Consider the following 18,319-nt stretch of genomic DNA (forward strand, 5'->3'; position numbering starts at 1 on the left):
GTCAGAACGATCCTCTCGGTAAAGGGCCGGCCCGGAAAGCATCACGCTTTCTGTAGGCTGGCCTTGTGCCATATTCACTTCGCGAGGTCTCCGACGCCGTTGAGTCGTTGTGGCCCATCGCTGGAGCCGAGGGTTGGGACGCTTCCGGGCTGATCGCAGGGCACCCAGACGACTCGGTCTCTACCGTGCTCCTGGCCGTCGATGCCGTTGCCGAGACCGCCGACGAAGCGCTCGATAGCAGAGCCGATCTTCTCCTGGTGCATCACCCACTGCTGCTTCGCGGCGTCACCTCCATTGCCGCCGACCGCTACAAGGGATCGATTCTGACCCGCCTCATCCGCGGGAACTGTGCACTTCTCGCCGCACACACCAACGCTGATGTTGTCGGTGATGGAACCTCGGGCGTCCTCGCCCAACGCCTCGGCCTGGTTGACGTCGCCCCGATCGTCCCCCACACCGACCCCGAAGCGGGCATCGGCCGCGTCGGCCGCCTCACCGAACCGTTGAGCCTCGGTCACCTGGCCCAGGCGCTCGGCAAAATTCTTCCCGCGACGGCCACCGGCATCCGCGTCTCCGGCGACTACGACAGCATGGTCCAGACCATCGCACTGTGCGGTGGTGCCGGTGATTCCCTGTTATCAACGGATGCCGTCACTCACGCAGACGTCTATGTCACGAGCGACCTTCGGCACCATCCTGCATCCGAAGCCCGCGAGCAGGCCGGCCTTGGTCGAGGCCCCGCACTCATTGATGTCTCGCACTGGGCCAGCGAATGGCTCTGGCTTGACGTCGCCGCCGAACAATTGCGGCAACGGCTTCCTGACCTGAGTGTCCAGGTAAGCGAGATCCGTACAGACCCCTGGGACTTCGTCGTCACCCAGTGATGCGCCGCGTCCAGCCACCACAACTCCAAAGTCAGAATCACAAGGGAACCGACGTGAAATCTAACCTCGCCGAGCAGAAGAAACTGCTTGAACTGCACACCATCGATTCTGGGCTTGCCCGGGTTGCGTACCGGGAGAAGAACCTGCCGGAACTCGCTGAGCACGCCGCTGTGACCAAGAAGCGCACCGAGCTCAGCGCCCGGCTCGCTGCTGACCTCGGTGAGCTCGAGGATGCCAAGACCGAGCTGGGCCGGCTCGAGTCGGACGCGGGCGTCGTCGACGCCCGGATCGCGCGGGACACCGAGCGAGTGAACACCTCGTCGAGTATGAAGGACGTCGCCGCTCTGGAGGCAGAATTGGAGTCGCTCTACCGGCGGAAGACCAACCTCGAAGACATGGAGCTCGTCGTCATGGAACGTGTCGAGGTTGCTGAAGCCCAGCTCTCGGCCACCCGTGACCTCGACAACGACCTCGCCGAGAAGTTGGAGGAGATCGCCGTTCGCCGTCGTGCGGCGCTTGACGAACTGGCATCCGAGCGTGCAACGCTCACCGCACAGCGCGGGCTCCTCGAGGACTCGGTCACGCCGGATCTGCTCGGCCTGTACGAGTCACTGCGGGCGAAGACCGGCACCGGCGCTGCCCTCTTCCGGGCTGGCACTTGTGGCGCGTGCACCATGTCACTGACCGGCAACGAACTGGTCAAAGTGCGTTCGGCCGAGATCGACGAGGTGCTCGAGTGCCCTGAGTGCGGTGCCATTATGGTGCGCACCGAAGAGTCCGGACTCTGGTAGCGAACATTCCGCTGCCAGACGGCAGGTAAACTCGACGTGTGAATGGGTCGGCAAGACGACCGCGTCGCCAGTAATGGCGCCGAGGAACGTCCGGGCTCCGCAGAGCAGGGTGGTGGGTAACACCCACCCGGGGTAACCCGCGAGACAGTGCAACAGAAAGTAGACCGCCGGGCACGCAAGTGCCAGGTAAGGGTGAAACGGTGGTGTAAGAGACCACCAGCGGCCGAGGTGACTCGGCCGGCTCGGTAAACCTCGCCCGGAGCAAGGTCGAACAGAGGACTATGGGGCTGCTCGTCCCGTCCTCGGGTAGGCCGCTAGAAGGCTGTGGCAACGCAGTCTCGAGACAGATGGTCGTCCAGGGTGCACACGCACCTCAACAGAACCCGGCGTATCAGCCGGCCCATTCACCTCCGTCAGCTCAGCGGCGGAATTGTGCGCACCGCCAGAGCCGCAGCCCCTAAAATGCCCGCGTTGTTGCGGTGCACGGCCGGCACGATCGGCGCGTTGAGCGACAGCCTCGGCAGGAAGTGCTCGTGGTGCTTGGAGACGCCTCCGCCGACGATGAAAAGGTCGGGGGAGAAGTAGAACTCCAACCGGGAGTAGAAGGTCTGCAGTCGCTTGGCCCATTCCTTCCAGGACAGGTCCTCACGCTCTCGAGCAGCGTTGGATGCACGCGTCTCGGCATCGACGCCGTCAACCTCCAGGTGGCCCAGTTCGGCGTTCGGTACGAGAACTCCGTTGTGCAAAATTGCGGTGCCAATTCCCGTGCCCAGGGTTGTCATCAGGGCAACGCCCTCGATGCCCTGAGCCGCGCCGAATTGCGCTTCTGCGTAACCGGCGGCATCCGCATCATTAACGAAGGTGATGTCTCTCTTGAGCGTCTGCTCGAAGAGTTCTTCGGCCTGCAGACCGATCCACTTCTTCGAAACGTTCGCTGCCGACAGGGTGACGCCGTGTTTCACGACGGCCGGGAAGGTGACGCCGACCGGGACGTCCGATCCCGGCTGCAGCTTCTCTAAAAGCGCTGCGGTCACCTCAAGGATGCCCTCGGGGGAGCCACCAGCTGGGGTGGGCAGCTTGATGCGGTCGGTGACGAGCGTGCCGGTCGAGAGGTCGACGACAGCGCCCTTGATGCCTGTGCCGCCAATATCGATGCCGACGGCGGTCGATGGGCTGATCATGCGTGTGCTCCCGTCGGAAGGGTGAGGACGTCTGCACCGGTCTCGGTGACGACCAGCGTGTGCTCGAACTGGGCCGTCATACTCTTGTCTTTCGTGGTCACTGTCCAGTCGTCGGGCCACATGTCCCATTCGTGCGTGCCCAGAGTGAGCATCGGCTCAATCGTGAAGACCATGCCGACCTCCATTACCGTGTCGTACTGGGGCGCGGAGTCGTAGTGCGGAATGATCAAGCCCGAGTGGAAGGCACGACCGACGCCGTGGCCGGTGAAGTCGCGGATGACGCCGTAGCCGAATCGCTTTGCGTACGACTCGATGGCCCGGCCGATGACGTTGACCTGGCGCCCGGGAGCGACGGCCTTAATGCCGCGGCGGAGGGACTCTTCTGTGCGCTCCACGAGCAGGCGCACGTCGTCATGAGCCTCCCCGGCGATGAACGTGCGGTTGCTGTCTCCGTGCACGCCGTCGACGAACGCGGTGATGTCGATATTGATGATGTCGCCGTCGTCGAGCACGGTGTTGTCAGGGATTCCGTGGCACACGACTTCGTTGACCGAGCTGCAGAGGGACTTGGCAAACCCGCGGTAGCCGAGGGTGGATGGATACGCATAGTGGTCGATGAGGTACCGGTGCCCAATTTCGTCAAGCTGATCTGTTGTGACGCCGGGCCGGACGTTCTCGCCGACGAGTGCGATGGCATCCGCTGCGATTCGTCCTGCACGGCGGATACGTTCGATGTCCTCAGGGGAATAGACGTCGGTTCCGGTGTATTTCGCCGGGGATTTCTTGCCCACGTATTCGGGTCGAGGAATGCGCGGGGGGACCTGACGCTCGGGAGAGCGAACGCCGGGAATCAGGTGGCCATTCATGTCCTTGGGCATAGGATCAAGCTTAGCGATGCAGGAGGAGGCAGCTCATGGCTGAAGACCCGTCGAAGCAATATTGGTACAACATGAAGACCGGGCAGGTTGAACGGGGCTACCAATCGCCATCCGTTGACCGCGCCGGCCCCTTCGAGACCGAAGCGGAAGCGCGGCATGCCCTCGATAAGTTGCGCGAGAACAGCCGTAAGTGGGCTGAGGAGGACGCCGCAGAGGGCCGCTGACGCAGCTTACTTGTAGCTGTACTCTTCGCCGGGGTAGACGCCGTCGGCGACCTCGGTGCGAAACGCGGAAACGGCGTCGGTCAGGGCACCGCGGATGTCGGCGTACTTCTTGACGAAGGACGGGATGCGTCCGGTGGTCAGGCCGGCGAAGTCGGTCCAGACCAGCAACTGCCCTGAGACGTGCGGGCCCGCGCCAACTCCGATGGTGGGGATGTCGAGCTCCGCCGTCACGCGTTCGGCGGCGTCAGCAGGCACCATTTCGAGGACGACCGCGAAGGCACCGGCGTCCTGCACGGCACGCGCATCGCGCATCAGCTGGTCAAACGCGTCGCCGCGACCCTGGATGATGTGCCCGCCGAGGCCGTGTTCGCTCTGCGGGGTGAAGCCGATGTGGCCCATGACGGGAATGCCGGCTGAGACGATCCGGCGAATCTGGTCGTGGCTGCGTTCGCCGCCCTCGAGCTTTACGGCCTGTGCGCCGGTCTCTTTCATGAACCGCAACGCCGTCTTAAGCGCGTCTTCGGGCCCGTTCTCGTATGACCCAAAAGGCATGTCGGCGACGACAAGGGCGCGCTTAGCGGCTCCGGCGACGGCACGGGTGAGGGGAATGAGCTCATCGACTGTGACGGGCAACGTGGTGTCGTAACCGAGGACGGTGTTGCCCGCTGAGTCTCCGACGAGAAGGAAGTCGATGCCAGCCTCGTCAAAGATCGACGCGGTTAGCATGTCGTAACTGGTGAGACCGGTGATCTTGATGCCCTGGTCTTTGGCACGCTGGAAGTGCCTCGTGCGCACGCGGGCAGGGCTTGTCGACGGCGCTGGCTTCATTGGCTCACTCATGCCCGCCAGTCTAGCGATCGGCGCGCCGTCGAATATGGCGTCAGCCTGCCAGCGTCAGGGCGTTGGAACGGATAGCCTATGAGGGCAGCTAACGCACGACAATTAAGGGGAGTGGATGGATAAGCAGCGCGACTTCGTTCTTCGTACGATCGAGGAGCGGGGAGTCAAGTTCGTGCGACTGTGGTTCACCGACGTCGTCGGCACTCTCAAGTCGGTGGCGATTGCTCCCGCTGAAGTTGAAGGCGCATTCGCTGAGGGCCTCGGCTTCGATGGTTCAGCCATTGAAGGTTTGAGCCGATCGTACGAATCGGACCTGCTCGCGGTACCCGACCCCACGACGTTCCAGCTTCTTCCCTGGCGTGGCGAGATCGACCCAACCGCACGGATGTTCTGCGACATCACCACCCCTGACGGGCTTCCAGCTGTCTCTGATCCGCGGAACGTGCTGAAACGCACGCTGGCTAAGGCCGCCGACCGCGGATTTACGTTCTACACGCATCCGGAGATTGAGTTTTACCTGCTCAAATCGGCCAAGCTCGGCAAGGAAGGCCCCGTGCCCGTTGACTCGGCCGGTTACTTCGACAACGTGCCCGGCGGTACGGCGCACGACTTCCGTCGTCGCTCAGTTCGCATGCTGGAAGACCTCGGCATCTCCGTCGAGTTCAGCCACCACGAGGCGGGCCCCGGCCAGAACGAGATCGACCTGCGCTACGCGGACGCTCTCACCACAGCCGATAACATCATGACCTTCCGGACGGTGATCAAGGAAGTTGCAATCGAGCAGGGCGTCTACGCGACGTTCATGCCCAAACCGCTCTCGGACCAGCCCGGATCCGGCATGCACACGCACATGTCACTCTTCGAGGGCGACAACAACGCCTTCTACGAGGCCGGTGCCCAGTACCAGCTCTCCAAGATCGGTCGTCAGTTCATTGCCGGACTCTTGCACCATGCACCGGAGATCACCGCGGTAACCAACCAGTTCGTGAACTCATACAAGAGGCTGTGGGGCACGGTCGGTCGCAACGGCCTGGCCGAAGCTCCGAGCTTCGTCACCTGGGGACACAACAACCGCTCAGCGCTCGTTCGGGTTCCGCTGTACAAGCCCAACAAGGGCGGAAGCGCTCGCGTCGAATATCGTGCGATCGACTCCGCTGCGAACCCGTACCTCGCCTACTCGCTGCTGCTGGCCGCAGGGCTGAAGGGCATCGAGGAGAACTACGAGTTGCCGCCCGAGGCCGAAGACAACGTGTGGAGCCTGAGTGACTCCGAGCGCCGTGCCCTCGGCTACTCGGCGCTCCCGGCGAGCCTCGACCACGCCACCCAGCTGATGGAAGAGTCCGAGTTGGTGGCTGAGACGCTGGGAGAGCAGGTGTTCAACTACGTTCTGGCCAACAAGCGGCAGGAGTGGCAGGAATACCGCGCACAGGTCACGCCGTACGAACTCGAGAAAAACATCGAGATTCTCTAAGCCGCAACGCCCACCTTTCGAATGCGCCGCGATCAAACAACGCTGAGTGAACTCGCTCGGCTCGGTTTCGCCGGGCTGAGCGGCGTTCGCGCGCTCCTCGATGAGCTGGCGACGACGGTTTTGGTGAACCAGGACGAGCTGCTGCCGTTATTTGGTCGCGCAGCGGACCCGGATCAGGCGTTGGCCGGTCTGGTGCAACTCGGGCGAGCGCACCCTGAACGGCTCGGCGAGGTGCTCACGAGTGCCGGTCGCACCAAGACCCTCGTCCGTATCCTGGGTGCATCGACCGGACTGGCGGATTTCTTCCACCGTCACCCGGACGAGCTCCTGCGCCTTCCCGATCGCCCGCGGCGCCTTCCGACCCGGGCGGAGCTCGTCGAGAGCCTTCTGGACGCTGTCGGTGCCGTCGACGGTTTTGCGCAGTATTCCGATGAGGATGGCTGGACGCGCCTTCGGGTACGGTATCGCCGGTGGCTCGCCCGGATCGCGGCTCACGACCTTCGGTCCGAGGACCCGGTCTCGGCATTCGATGCCGTGGCTCTCGCCCTGTCCGACGCGGCGGCTGCTGCGTTCGAAGCGTCCATCGCGGTGGCGCGACGGCAGGTTACTGAGCCCGGCAACGGGCCGATGGTCTTCGGTGAGGGCGAAGTGCGAGCCACCCGCTTCTCCGTGATCGGGATGGGTAAGGCCGGTGCGGGCGAGCTGAACTATGTCAGCGACGTCGACGTCATCTTTGTAGCCGAAGGCTCCGAGGACGCCGGAGTTTCGAACCCGCGCGCAATCGATATCGCTACCCGGCTCGCCATGCTGTCCATGCGTGGATTGGGCCAGGCAGGAATCGAGCCCGAACTGTGGGAGGTCGACCCCAACCTCCGGCCCGAGGGCAAGCAGGGCGCTCTGGTTCGCACCCTCGAATCGCACCTCGCCTATTACGAGCGGTGGGCGAAGAGTTGGGAATTCCAGGCGCTCCTCAAGGCTCGTGCGTTCGCCGGTGATCTGGCGCTAGGCGAACGGTACGTCGAGGCGATTGCGCCGTTGGTGTGGTCCAGTGCGGCCCGGGAAAACTTCGTCGAATCTGTTCAGCGGATGCGTGAACGCGTGACCGAAAATATCCCTGCTGAAGAGGTGCACTACCAAATCAAGCTCGGACCGGGCGGACTGCGTGACATCGAGTTCACCGTCCAGCTCCTGCAACTGGTGCACGGCGCGGTTGATGAGCAGGTGCGGCAACGTGGAACCCTCCGCGCCCTCGAGGCGCTGAGCGCCAACAGCTACATTGGCCGGGAAGAGGCGAATGCCTTCGCCGCCGACTACCGGATGCTCCGCGTGCTTGAGCATCGGCTCCAGCTGGCGAGCCTCCGGCGCACGCACATCATGCCGCAGGACACGGACGAGCTGCGCGTACTGGCCCGCGCGTCGACGCTCGCTCCCAACGCCGACGCACTGGTGACGCGTTGGGAGAGCATCAAACACGAGGTGCGTGGCCTGCACGAGCGACTTTTCTACCGTCCGTTGCTCGCGGCGGTCGCTGCCCTCCCCGAGGAAGAGGTTGCCCTGAGTTCGGCCCAGGCAGAAGCGCGCCTGGCGGCCATCGGCTTCCGCGACGCCAAGGGCGCCCTCGCACACATCGCTGCGCTGACCGCCGGCGTCTCCCGCCGGGCGACTATCCAGCGTCACCTCCTTCCCGTTATGCTCCGTTGGCTCGCCGACGGCGCCGACCCCGATTACGGGCTTATTGCCTTCCGCCGGCTGAGTGAGTCGCTCGGTGGCACCCACTGGTTCCTCCGCACCCTCCGCGATTCGTCCGGAGTCGCCCAACGGCTGACACGGGTGTTGTCGGGCTGCCGCTTCATCGGAGAGCTGCTCGACCAGATCCCGGAGGCCGCGGCCTGGCTCGCAGATAACAAGGACCTGCACCCGCGCTCGTTGACCGCAATTGAAGACGAGATGCGGGCGATCCTGGCACGACACGACACCGACGCGGCGGCCGCGCAGGCCATCCGTCGCGTGCGTCGGCGTGAGATCCTCCGGCTCGCTCTCGGTGGTGTGCTCGGCGTGACCGAGCTCCCCGAGCTGAGCTCGGGGTTGACGGACATCACGACGGCAACGATTCGAGGCCTTCTCCGCCTGATCCGCCGGGCGGACGGGGTCGGCGAGGCAGACCTTGAGTTCGCGGTGATCGGCATGGGACGATACGGGGGAGCGGAACTCGGCTTCGGCTCCGACGCCGACGTCATGTATGTCTATCGGGCCACGCGGCTCGACAACGAACAGTCCCACAAAGCAGCGAACCGCATCGTCTCTGAACTCAATCGCCTGAGCGAAGATCACCGGCTCCCGCTCGACCTCGACATCGGTCTGCGCCCGGAGGGCAAGAACGGCCCGGTTTCCCGCTCGTTGGACTCGTATCGCGCTTATTACGCCCGTTGGTCGTTGACCTGGGAGGCGCAAGCGCTCCTTCGCGCCCAGGGCGTCGCTGGTGACGCAGAATTAATTGCCGATTTCGAGAAGGTCGCCGACGGCATCCGTTATCCCTCCGAAATTTCGGAGGCGGCCGTGCGGGAAGTGAAACGCATTAAGGCTCGGGTCGAGAATGAGCGGCTGCCGCAGGGTGCCGACCCGTCTCGACACGTCAAACTCGGTCGCGGATCTCTCAGCGATGTGGAGTGGTTCGTCCAACTCCTGCAGTTGGAACACGGAGCCCGCATTCCCGGTCTTCGAACGACGAGCACTCTGACGGCGCTGCGTGTTGCCCAGGAGAACGGCCTCGTTACGGTGGAGAGCGCAGAACGCTTGCGTGCGGCGTGGATCTTTGCATCTCGGTTGCGCTCTGCGATGACGCTGTGGCTGAACAAGACCACAGACGTTCTCCCCAGCGATCGGATGCAGCTTGACGGCATCGCCCGCGTGCTCGAGTACCCGCCGGGGTCGGCGGCGCAGCTCGAGGAAGATTATCTCGCTGTCACGAGGCGCGCACGGAGCGTCTTCGAGAAGAACTTCTACGGGAACCCGTAACGCTCAGCGCTGGCCAGGTCGGTGCAGGAGCGGTCGGAACGCGTTAACCACAACTGGCCGCACCCCGAAGGGCACGGCCAGTAGTGATGCGGGTCTTAGACGCCGTAGTAGAGCTCGAACTCGAACGGGTGCGGGCGCTGCGCGAGCGGCTTGATCTCGTGCTCACGCTTGTAGTCGATCCACGTCTCGATCAGGTCGCGTGTGAACACGTTGCCCTGCAGGAGGAAGTCGTGGTCGGCTTCGAGGGCCTGGAGTGCGCCTTCGAGTGACGACGGCACCTGCGGGATGCTCTTCGCCTCTTCGGGGGGCAGCTCGTAGAGGTCCTTGTCGACGGGCTCGTGCGGCTCGATGCGGTTCTTGATTCCGTCGAGGCCAGCCATCAGCTGAGCGGCGAAGGCGAGGTACGGGTTACCCGAGGCGTCGGGGGCGCGGAACTCAATGCGCTTGGCCTTAGGGTTCGTTCCGGTAATCGGGATGCGGATCGATGCTGAGCGGTTACCGGCGGAGTACACCAGGTTGACCGGAGCTTCGAAGCCGGGCACGAGCCGGTGGTAGCTGTTGACGGTCGGGTTGGTGAACGCGAGCACAGCAGGGGCGTGCTTGAGCAGGCCACCGATGTACCAGCGGGCAACGTCGGACAGTCCGCCGTATCCGGCCTCGTCGTAGAACAGGGGCTGTCCGCCGTTCCAGAGGGACTGGTGGACGTGCATACCCGAGCCGTTGTCGCCGAAGAGCGGCTTCGGCATGAAGGTGGCCGTCTTGCCCCACTGGTGGGCGGTGTTCTTGACGATGTACTTGAACTTCAGGATGTCATCGGCGGAGTGGGTCATCGTGTCGAACCGGTAGTTGATCTCACCCTGGCCTGCGGTGCCAACTTCGTGGTGGCTGCGCTCGAGAATCAGGCCGGCGTCGGAGAGCTTGAGGCAGATGTCGTCGCGCAGGTCAGCGTGCTGGTCGACCGGGCTGACGGGGAAGTAGCCACCCTTGTACGGCGTCTTGTTGGCGAGGTTTCCGCCGGGCTCTTCACGTCCGGAGTTCCAGGCGCCTTCGCTGGAGTCGACCGAGTAGGAGCTGGAGTGCTGGTTGATCTCGTAGCGTACGTCGTCGAAGATGTAGAACTCTGCCTCAGGCGCGAAGAACGCGGTGTCAGCGATTCCCGTCGAAGCCAGGTACTTCTCAGCCTTCTTGGCCACCTGGCGCGGGTCCTTCGCATAGATCTCGCCATTACGGGGGTTGTAGATGTCGAAGATGATGATGAGCGTGCGCTCGATGCGGAACGGGTCAATGTACGCCGTCGTCACATCGGGGATCAGCTGCATGTCCGACTCGTGGATGCTCGCGAATCCCCGGATCGACGATCCGTCGAACAGCTGTCCGACCGTGAAGAACTCCTCGTCGACTGTCGATGCCGGGATGTTGAAGTGCTGCTGAACACCGGGAAGATCGGTGAATCGGATGTCGACGAACTTAACGTCGGTGTCCTTGATGAACTTAAGCACCTCGGATGAATCGCTGAACATATGGAGAACTCCAAAAGAAGGTTGGTACCGAGAAGACTGCAACCTGCAGCCTCTTGAAGGGTATGCACCCGGGGTTACCCGCCAGTGACACCCATGTTTCTGGCATGTTACACGTCTCGTGGCCCGTAGGATTTAACAATGCCTGCGAACACCCGACCTCCAGCTTCATCCGGCGACATTGCGCCGAGCCGATACCCGGGGGAGCGTCTGGGGCTTCCCGAGCGTGGGCAGCACAGCGTTGCCCGTGCGGGACGTCGCATCGGCGCGCTCGTCGTGGACTGGGGATTGGCCATGCTGGTGTCGGCGATGTTCTTCAGCTCTGAAGCTTGGGCGAACACCGCACTTTTCGCGATCATGCAGATCGTTTTCCTGCCCACACTCGGCGGAAGCCTCGGCCACCGCCTCTGGGGGCTGCGGCTCATCCGTGTGACGGGTGGCTGGGTGGGAGCGTGGCGGCCGCTCGTACGCACGCTTCTGCTCGTGATCGTGGTGCCCGCGCTGGTCTGGGATTCAGACCAGCGCGGTTTCCACGACAAGGTGGCGGGAACGGTACTTATCCGCGCCTGAGAGGGTGTGCGGCTCAGGAAAAGTTACCTGGCGCGCTGCGGCTTCACCTTGAACGGGTCGACACCCTTCGGAATGGGAAGTCCGGTGGAGCTGAGCGAGGACAGACGGTTCATTACCGCGAGGGTCTCAGGCTTGGTCAGGGTCGGCTTCACCTTGCGGACCGAACGAGTGAGCTTGTAGAGCGGCACAGAGTCCTCGTCCGGACCAACGAACAACACGGTAACCGGGACGTTCGGAAGAACGCGGTTCACCTTACGCTTTTCGTCTTCAACGAGACGCGATGCGCGCGAGCGTGGGCCTTCTCCGACCAGAACGACACCGCCGCGACCGACCGCGCGGTATACGGCATCCTGCGTCTTCGCGTTTGCATTTACGGGCATTTCGCTACCCTGCCATCCACGCGGAAGCGAGCTGCGGAACACCGCCCCCACAGCACCAGGCTGACCGGAGATCTGGCTGTATGCGGCTTTTTCGGCTTTGCGGCCGAGGATAATCATGGCCGCGAGGATACCGGCGAGGACGCCTGCGATGATCCAGAGGACCATGCCGAAGACGCTGCCGCCGGAGATCAGGAAGGCGAGCACGACGGAAATCGCAATGCTTCCGACGAATCCGAGGAGGATCCACCAGACAGCTGTCTTGTCGTAGCGGCGGGTCATTTGGAACACCTGCCACATTTGCTTCAAGCGGCCTGGTTCCTTCGCAGCCTTAGCTGGCTTTTCTTTGCGTGCCATGCCTTCAAGGATACCGGCATCCGGACCCCTCGAATGTGCCGGACTGCGCGCTCACCGCGAACGGGCATTTCCTGAACTGTTCCCTGACCGCCGCGGGTTGCTCACAACAGACCGGGGCGCGTCACGGGGCTCAGAGTGTGTCTGGAACAATCTCAGGCACGGGCCGCGAAAGGCGACGAACGTGAAGAATCCTGGGCCGGCAACGGCGGCGGTAGCATCTCTCCCCGAGACAGAGTTGTGCGGCTTTCGGCTCGTACGGATTATCAGCCACAACGCGACAGTAACGTCGTGGGTGGCCAGCCCAAGTGGCCACGGCACCGGGCACGATCCGGAGGACGCGACGCCCCTCGAAGGATCTGTGACGCTGAGCAGGTTCACAGAGGTCGGCGCCGCCGCCATTCCGCCCGCCATGCTGAGCGTTTCGTCGTCGTTTCTGCAGCGAGCCCTCGACGTGGCGACCGACGGCAGCGGTGCCGTGGTGCTGATCACCGAGCGAACGCACGGTACCCTCGCGGAGCTGTTCGACCTGCGGACAGCGGTGCGCCTGGGGGAGGCGGTGACGATCCTCGCTCCCGTGGCGGCGGGTATCCATGCGTTGCATCGTGAGGGATATACCCACGGCGGCCTCTCACCCGCCACTGTGGCGTTCACATCGGATGGCCGACCGCTTGTGACGCTGCTCTCGGACACCATGTCTTCTGCACCAGCCTGTACCGAGGAGAGTGACCTCGCAGACCTCAGGAAGCTCATCAGCCTCGTGCTCGGTCGGAGTGACGCCGCAGGGAGCGAGCCGGTCGAGGCGCTCCTCCGCTGGCTCGAGCGAAGCGACGCCCCTCGGCTGACACCCGACTTTTTCACCCAACTCGACCTGCGGCTCTTTGCACTCGCGGAGCCCGCGCCCATTTCGTTCGCAGCAGAGTCGGCCGACGTGAGAACTCGTGCGGAATCACCGGTGGCTGCGTTCCACATTCTGCGGGAGCGCACACGAGAAGACCGAGGGACAGCGGACGCCGGCGATCGAGTACCGCGGTTCCTCGCTGGACTCGGATCCTGGGCGGAGGCCGTGGGTGGTTTCTCGATGAGCGACAACCTCAGATCGCGATTCGCCGGTATTGGGGGCTGGCTCGCCCGCACTCTTCGGGGGCGGGCAGCGGTCCTCATTGTCGGAACGGCGGTTGCCATGGTGGCGGTGTGGGGCGGTCTTGCGCTTGTGCCGGCTGCCGACACACCCACGAACGCCGCCGATCGGGGGAGCAATGTCGAACCTGTAGCGAACGTCGCAGCGACGAACGCGGAGACAACGGCAATTGAGTCGGACGACCCGATCCCCGCGCTCGTGGGTTTGCTTGCCCTGCGATCCCGTTGCCTGCAGAGCGGCAACGATGGGTGCCTGAATATCGTGGACGAACCCAACTCTGCGGCCGAGGCAACGGACCAGCACGCAATGGATGTGTCTGGCGAGACGTTTCTCCCGTTGCCGATCGAGCCGGCCCAGGCGGAGCTGCTGCAACGCACCGGGCATGCTGCGCTTTTTCGGGTTAAGCCCGGCGGCAAAGAAAGCCAGCCGGTGCTCGTCCTCATCATGAAGACGACCACCGGCTGGCGGGTCCGGGACCTTGCGGTGCCGGGATAACTGTTGTTGCTAGATGCCCAGGTCAGCTTCGAATGCGCCTGCCTCAAGACGGTTCTTGACCGCAACAAGGTAACCAGCGGCATCCGCACCATCAACGATGCGGTGATCGTACGACAGTGCAAGGTAGACCATTGAGCGGATAGCGATTGCTTCCTGGCCGGCAGCCTTCACCACGATGGGACGCTTGACGACAATGCCCGTTCCGAGGATCGCCGATTGCGGCAGGAACACGACAGGGGTGTCGAAGAGGGCGCCACGCGAACCGGTGTTTGTCACCGTGAAGGTGCCACCGGAGAGCTCGTCTGGCTTGAGCTTGTTGGCGCGGGTGCGCTCGGCGAGGTCCGCAATCTGAGCGGCAGTCTCGGCGATGTTCAGGTCAGTTGCGCTGCGCACAACCGGCGTGAGCAGTCCGCGCTCGGTGTCAACCGCGATCGAGATGTTCTCGTGGTCGGGGTAGACGATCGAGTCGCCGTCAACGGTGGCGTTGATCACGGGGAACGCGGTCAGTGCCTCGGCAGCTGCCTTCACAAAGAACGGCAGGAACGACAGCTTGTTGCCGGTCTTCGAGAGGAAGTCAGCCTTAACCTTGTCGCGAAGCGCCGCGATGTTGGTGACGTCGACCTCGATCACCGTGGTGAGCTGAGCGGAGGTCTGCATCGACTGTACGGCGCGCTCGGCGACGACCTTGCGCAGGCGAGACATCGGCTGCGTGGTTCCGCGCAGCGGCGAAATCTCGAGCGGTGCAGCCTTGGCAGGTGCCGTCGAAGCGGATGCTGCCTGGCCGGCCTGCAGGACGTCTTCCTTGCGAATGCGGCCGCCGACACCGGTGCCGGTGATTGTCGACAGGTCGACACCCTGCTGGTTGGCGAGGCGACGCACGAGAGGAGTGACGTATCCGCCACCGAGCGACTCGCCAACGGCGGGAGCGGACGGCTGTGCTGCCGGGGCAGCAGGAGCGGGCGCGGGAGCCGAAGGTGCTGCCGGGGCAGGGGCCGGGGCGGCAGGCGCCTGGGCGGCGGGAGCCGGCTCGGGAGCTGCGGGAGCGGGCGGTGCTGGAGCATCGGCGGGTGCCTCAGCGGGAGCTGCTTCAGCTTCCTCCGGAACCTCGGTCGACGGCTGAACCGACGGCGACTCTTCTTCCTGTGCCTCGGCTGCGGGCTCTTCCGACTCGGCCTCAGCGGCCGGTTCGGCGTCGCCAGCCGGCGCCGATGAACCGTCGCCGATCTTGACGAGGGCTGTACCGACCTCTACCGTTTCGTCTTCCTGAACGAGGATCTCTTCGATAACCCCGGCAACCGGCGATGGGATCTCGGTGTCGACCTTGTCGGTCGATACCTCGAGTAGAGGCTCGTCGACTTCGACGCGATCCCCGACGTTCTTCAGCCAGCGGGTGACCGTACCCTCGGTGACACTCTCGCCGAGTGCCGGAAGGCTTACGGATTCTGACATGACCTTGTCTCCTTTGAAACCAATTCTTGCTATGTGAGCTTAGTAACGAACGCGCCCGCGGCGGGCGAGAACTAAAGTGCGTGCAACGGCTTTCCTGCAAGAGCGAGGAACGCTTCGCCGAGTGCTTCGCTCTGGGTGGGGTGAGCGTGGATGAGAGGAGCAAGGTCCTCCGGGTACGCTTCCCAGTTCACCGCGAGCTGGCCTTCGGTGATGAGTTCTCCGACTCGGGCACCGATCATGTGGACGCCGACGACGGGACCGTCGATGACCCGGACGACCTTGACGTTTCCGGTCGTGCCGATGATCTCGCTCTTGCCGTTGCCGGCGAGGTTGAAGTCGTATGCCTTGATCTTGTCGGCGCCGTACTGCTCAGCAGCCTTCGCTTCGCTGAGACCAACAGAGGCGACCTCGGGGTCGCAGTAGGTGACCTTCGGGATGTTGACGTCGGGGATCAGAACGGGCTTGAGGCCCGCAATTTCCTCAACAGCGAAGATGCCCTGCTGGAATCCGCGGTGTGCGAGCTGGAGGCCGGGAACGATGTCGCCGACTGCGTACAGACCCGGGATGTTGGTCTCGAGGCGCTCGTTGGTGATGACAAAGCCACGGTCCATGGTGACGCCGACCTCTTCGTAGCCGAGGTTGGCCGTCGACGGTCCGCGACCGACGGCGACGAGAAGAAGCTCGGCCTCAATCGTGGTGCCGTTCTCGAGGGTGACGACAACGCCGGACTCGTCCTGGGTGACCGACTGGAAGCGAATTCCCAGCGAGTAGTTGATGCCGCGCTTACGGAACGCGCGCTCAAGGCCCTTGCTGATCGACTCGTCCTCGTTGGGAACCAGGTGGGGGAGCGCCTCAATGATCGTGACATCGGAGCCGAAGGACTTCCAGACGCTTGCGAACTCAACACCGATGACGCCGCCACCGAGCACTGCGACCTTCTTGGGGACGAAGTCCAGCTGAAGTGCGTGCTCGCTCGTGATGACGCGGCCGCCGATCTCCAGTCCAGGAAGCGAACGGCTGTACGAGCCGGTGGCGAGGATGACGTTCTTACCGGTCACCGTCGTGTCGCCCACCTGAACGGTCGTCGGGGAGGTCAAACGGCCTTCACCCTCAATGACCGTGATGCCGCGGGCCTTGATCAGTCCCTGAAGACCCTTGTACTTCTTGGCGACAATGCCTTCGCGGTACGTGGTCACGCCAGCAATGTCGATGCTGTCGAAAGTCGCATTGACACCGTACTTCGACGACTCGCGGGAGACGTCAGCAACTTCAGCGGAATGCAGAAGGGCTTTGGTTGGAATGCAGCCGCGGTGGAGGCAGGTGCCACCGAGCTTGTCTTTCTCTACAAGTCCGACGGTGAATCCGAGTTCGCTCGCGCGCAAAGCCGCTGCGTAACCACCACTTCCACCACCGAGAATGACGATGTCAAAATTCTGCTCCGACACTGAGTTACTCCCTCGTGCATCTGGTTCATGCGTAAGTCGCCTCCCTGGGTCGGGCAGGCAACGCTCTAGGGCCTTTTACCGCCCATACGACCTTACTACGGGCGAGAAAACTCTTCGGCCACTCGCACGAGCGTCCGAACAGCAACTCCGGTCGGGCCGGTGCCCGTGAATCCGTAGGGTGACTCACCGTTCGTACCGGGTCCAGCGATGTCAAGGTGCGCCCACGGAATGGACGGGGCGTCGTCGTCGGTGCCGATCTTGCCGATGAACTCCCGCAGAAACAGTCCGGCGACGAGCATCCCGCCGGAGCGGTTGCCCACCTTGGCATTGGCGAGGTCTGCAACTTCCGAGCGCAGCAGGCTCCGAAGCTCCTCCGCGAAGGGCATGGGCCACATCGTCTCTCCGACGCCCTTTGCTGCGTCCAGAACCTGGCCGACGAGAGTCTCGTCTCCCATCACGCCGGTGTATCGGTTCCCGAGGGCGACGACCTGGGCACCGGTGAGGGTGGCGACGTCGATGATGGCGTCGGGCTGTTCGGCACTTGCCGCGACGAGTCCGTCGGCCATCACCAGTCGGCCTTCGGCGTCGGTGTTGGTCACTTCAACTGTCGTGCCGTTAGAGATCGTGAGCACATCGCCCGGGCGGATCGCCGTACCTGACGGCATGTTCTCCGCGATGCACATCCACGCGGTGACGCGAACGTCGAGGCCGAGCTCTGCAACGGCCCGAACAACGGCGAGAACCGTCGCGGCGCCGATCATGTCGTCTTTCATACCGAGCATCGATGCGGCCGGCTTGAGGCTCAACCCACCGGTGTCGAACGTGATGCCTTTGCCGACGAGCGCGATGTGCCGCGCGGCATTCGCAGGGGAGTATGCGAGTTTGACCAGACGCGGAGGGCGACTCGAACCCTGGCCGACCCCGAGAATTCCGCCGAAGTTGTCACGGCGCAGGGCTTCTTCGTCCCACACGGTGATGTCGACAGGCAGATCGCGAACGGATGCCTCGGCTGCGGCAGCGAGGGACTCCGGGTACAGATCGTTCGCTGGAGTTGCCGCGAGGTTCTTCACGTCCGCCACCGCGCTGGCGATGACGCGAGCGCGAGCAATCGCGGCCGTTGTCTCCTCAGAATCGGCGAGGACCGCATCTGTGAGTACGGTGACGGTGCTGACCGGGGCCTTCTGGCTGTCGAGGGATGTCCCCTTGTAAGCGGTGAATGAGTAGGCACCGAGTGCGGCGCCCTCGAGCGCTGCGGCCAGTCCGGCGGCATCGTTCAACGGCAAAGCCAGCGCGACACTCGCGGATCCAGCGAGCTGGCGGATGGCAGAGCCAGCTGCAGTCCTCAGTGCGTCGGAAGTGACCTCGCTGCCGAGCCCGATGATGGCGATACTTCCTGCGGTCCCAGTGCCGGGGATACGCACAAGCTGGTCGGCCGAACCGGTCACGCCGATCGCCTCCAGCGAGTTCGCGAGATTCTCAAATCCTTCCGGCGCCAGAAGTTGCGGACCTCCGCGTTTCACCGTCGCGCCCACAACGAGAACGTCGGCGGAGATGGTGGTAGCGGAGGACGAGGAAACGAGGAGTTCAAGATCAGCCATTACTTCATGCTAGACGCTGAGCCCCTTGAGCCCCGTGAACCCTGTGGCTGTTCGCTCTGGGCGCTCTCCGTCCCGGGGTGGGAAGGGAG

General features: G+C 63.7%; 15 protein-coding genes and 1 other RNA gene. 8 read left to right on the plus strand and 8 right to left on the minus strand.

What is annotated here, in order from left to right; translation table 11 throughout:
* Nucleotides 1-65 precede the first annotated feature (65 nt).
* The 3 genes from L1277_RS04190 (at nucleotide 66) to rnpB (ending at nucleotide 2,082) form a co-directional block, all read left to right on the plus strand.
* Nucleotides 66-884 carry a Nif3-like dinuclear metal center hexameric protein gene (locus L1277_RS04190; RefSeq protein ID WP_253375068.1) on the plus strand — a complete coding sequence of 273 codons (819 nt, stop codon included), beginning with the start codon at nucleotides 66-68 and terminating at the stop codon, nucleotides 882-884.
* Nucleotides 885-937: 53 nt separating this feature from the next.
* A complete protein-coding gene (locus L1277_RS15750; protein WP_253375069.1) occupies nucleotides 938-1,675 on the plus strand; it encodes a zinc ribbon domain-containing protein in 738 nt (245 codons plus the stop codon).
* Between the two features lie 43 nt (nucleotides 1,676-1,718).
* Nucleotides 1,719-2,082: RNase P RNA component class A (rnpB, locus tag L1277_RS04200), an RNA gene on the plus strand.
* A 6-nt stretch (nucleotides 2,083-2,088) separates the two neighbouring features.
* Here rnpB and ppgK read toward each other — a convergent pair.
* Both ppgK and map read right to left on the minus strand, forming a co-directional pair.
* A complete protein-coding gene (gene ppgK, locus L1277_RS04205) occupies nucleotides 2,089-2,856 on the minus strand; it encodes a polyphosphate--glucose phosphotransferase (protein ID WP_253375070.1) in 768 nt (255 codons plus the stop codon).
* Nucleotides 2,853-3,734 (minus strand): type I methionyl aminopeptidase, encoded by an 882-nt coding sequence (gene map / locus L1277_RS04210; protein WP_253375071.1) that lies wholly within the window; start codon nucleotides 3,732-3,734, stop codon nucleotides 2,853-2,855. Before map ends, ppgK begins: the two co-directional genes overlap by 4 nt.
* A gap of 35 nt (nucleotides 3,735-3,769) precedes the next feature.
* Between map and L1277_RS04215 the strand changes: the two genes are divergently transcribed.
* The gene (locus tag L1277_RS04215; RefSeq protein ID WP_253375072.1) at nucleotides 3,770-3,958 is read left to right on the plus strand and encodes an SPOR domain-containing protein; all 189 of its coding nucleotides are present in this window, start codon (nucleotides 3,770-3,772) and stop codon (nucleotides 3,956-3,958) included.
* Nucleotides 3,959-3,964: 6 nt separating this feature from the next.
* Here L1277_RS04215 and panB read toward each other — a convergent pair whose 3' ends face one another.
* Nucleotides 3,965-4,798, minus strand: a complete 834-nt coding sequence (panB, locus tag L1277_RS04220; RefSeq protein ID WP_253375073.1) for a 3-methyl-2-oxobutanoate hydroxymethyltransferase — start codon at nucleotides 4,796-4,798, stop codon at nucleotides 3,965-3,967.
* A 115-nt stretch (nucleotides 4,799-4,913) separates the two neighbouring features.
* Here panB and L1277_RS04225 point away from each other — a divergent pair, with 115 nt between their 5' ends.
* Nucleotides 4,914-6,269, plus strand: a complete 1,356-nt coding sequence (locus tag L1277_RS04225; RefSeq protein ID WP_253375074.1) for a glutamine synthetase family protein — start codon at nucleotides 4,914-4,916, stop codon at nucleotides 6,267-6,269.
* Between the two features lie 21 nt (nucleotides 6,270-6,290).
* On the plus strand, nucleotides 6,291-9,284 hold the full coding sequence (locus L1277_RS04230; RefSeq protein WP_253375075.1) for a bifunctional [glutamine synthetase] adenylyltransferase/[glutamine synthetase]-adenylyl-L-tyrosine phosphorylase: 2,994 nt from the start codon (nucleotides 6,291-6,293) through the stop codon (nucleotides 9,282-9,284).
* A gap of 95 nt (nucleotides 9,285-9,379) precedes the next feature.
* Here L1277_RS04230 and glnA read toward each other — a convergent pair whose 3' ends face one another.
* On the minus strand, nucleotides 9,380-10,804 hold the full coding sequence (gene glnA, locus L1277_RS04235; protein WP_253375076.1) for a type I glutamate--ammonia ligase: 1,425 nt from the start codon (nucleotides 10,802-10,804) through the stop codon (nucleotides 9,380-9,382).
* Between the two features lie 138 nt (nucleotides 10,805-10,942).
* Here glnA and L1277_RS04240 point away from each other — a divergent pair, with 138 nt between their 5' ends.
* On the plus strand, nucleotides 10,943-11,371 hold the full coding sequence (locus L1277_RS04240; RefSeq protein ID WP_253375077.1) for an RDD family protein: 429 nt from the start codon (nucleotides 10,943-10,945) through the stop codon (nucleotides 11,369-11,371).
* 23 nt (nucleotides 11,372-11,394) lie between these two features.
* On the opposite strand, the gene L1277_RS04245 is transcribed toward L1277_RS04240, so the two are convergent.
* Entirely contained in the window at nucleotides 11,395-12,105 is a 711-nt protein-coding gene (locus L1277_RS04245) for a DUF4191 domain-containing protein (protein WP_253375078.1), read from the minus strand.
* A 181-nt stretch (nucleotides 12,106-12,286) separates the two neighbouring features.
* Here L1277_RS04245 and L1277_RS04250 point away from each other — a divergent pair, with 181 nt between their 5' ends.
* Entirely contained in the window at nucleotides 12,287-13,738 is a 1,452-nt protein-coding gene (locus L1277_RS04250; RefSeq protein ID WP_253375079.1) for a hypothetical protein, read from the plus strand.
* 9 nt (nucleotides 13,739-13,747) lie between these two features.
* Here the strand turns inward: L1277_RS04250 and sucB are convergent, their stop codons facing one another.
* The 3 genes from sucB to L1277_RS04265 form a co-directional block, all read right to left on the minus strand.
* Nucleotides 13,748-15,187: a 2-oxoglutarate dehydrogenase, E2 component, dihydrolipoamide succinyltransferase gene (gene sucB / locus L1277_RS04255; RefSeq protein WP_253375080.1), complete on the minus strand. Its 1,440-nt coding sequence runs from the start codon at nucleotides 15,185-15,187 to the stop codon at nucleotides 13,748-13,750.
* A gap of 71 nt (nucleotides 15,188-15,258) precedes the next feature.
* Entirely contained in the window at nucleotides 15,259-16,632 is a 1,374-nt protein-coding gene (gene lpdA, locus L1277_RS04260) for a dihydrolipoyl dehydrogenase (RefSeq protein ID WP_253375081.1), read from the minus strand.
* Nucleotides 16,633-16,727: 95 nt separating this feature from the next.
* A complete protein-coding gene (locus L1277_RS04265) occupies nucleotides 16,728-18,230 on the minus strand; it encodes a leucyl aminopeptidase (RefSeq protein ID WP_253375082.1) in 1,503 nt (500 codons plus the stop codon).
* Between the last annotated feature and the right edge of the window lie 89 nt (nucleotides 18,231-18,319).

Origin of the sequence: Okibacterium sp. HSC-33S16 (genome assembly GCF_024171565.1) — a bacterium.
Lineage (GTDB): Bacteria > Actinomycetota > Actinomycetes > Actinomycetales > Microbacteriaceae > Mycetocola_A.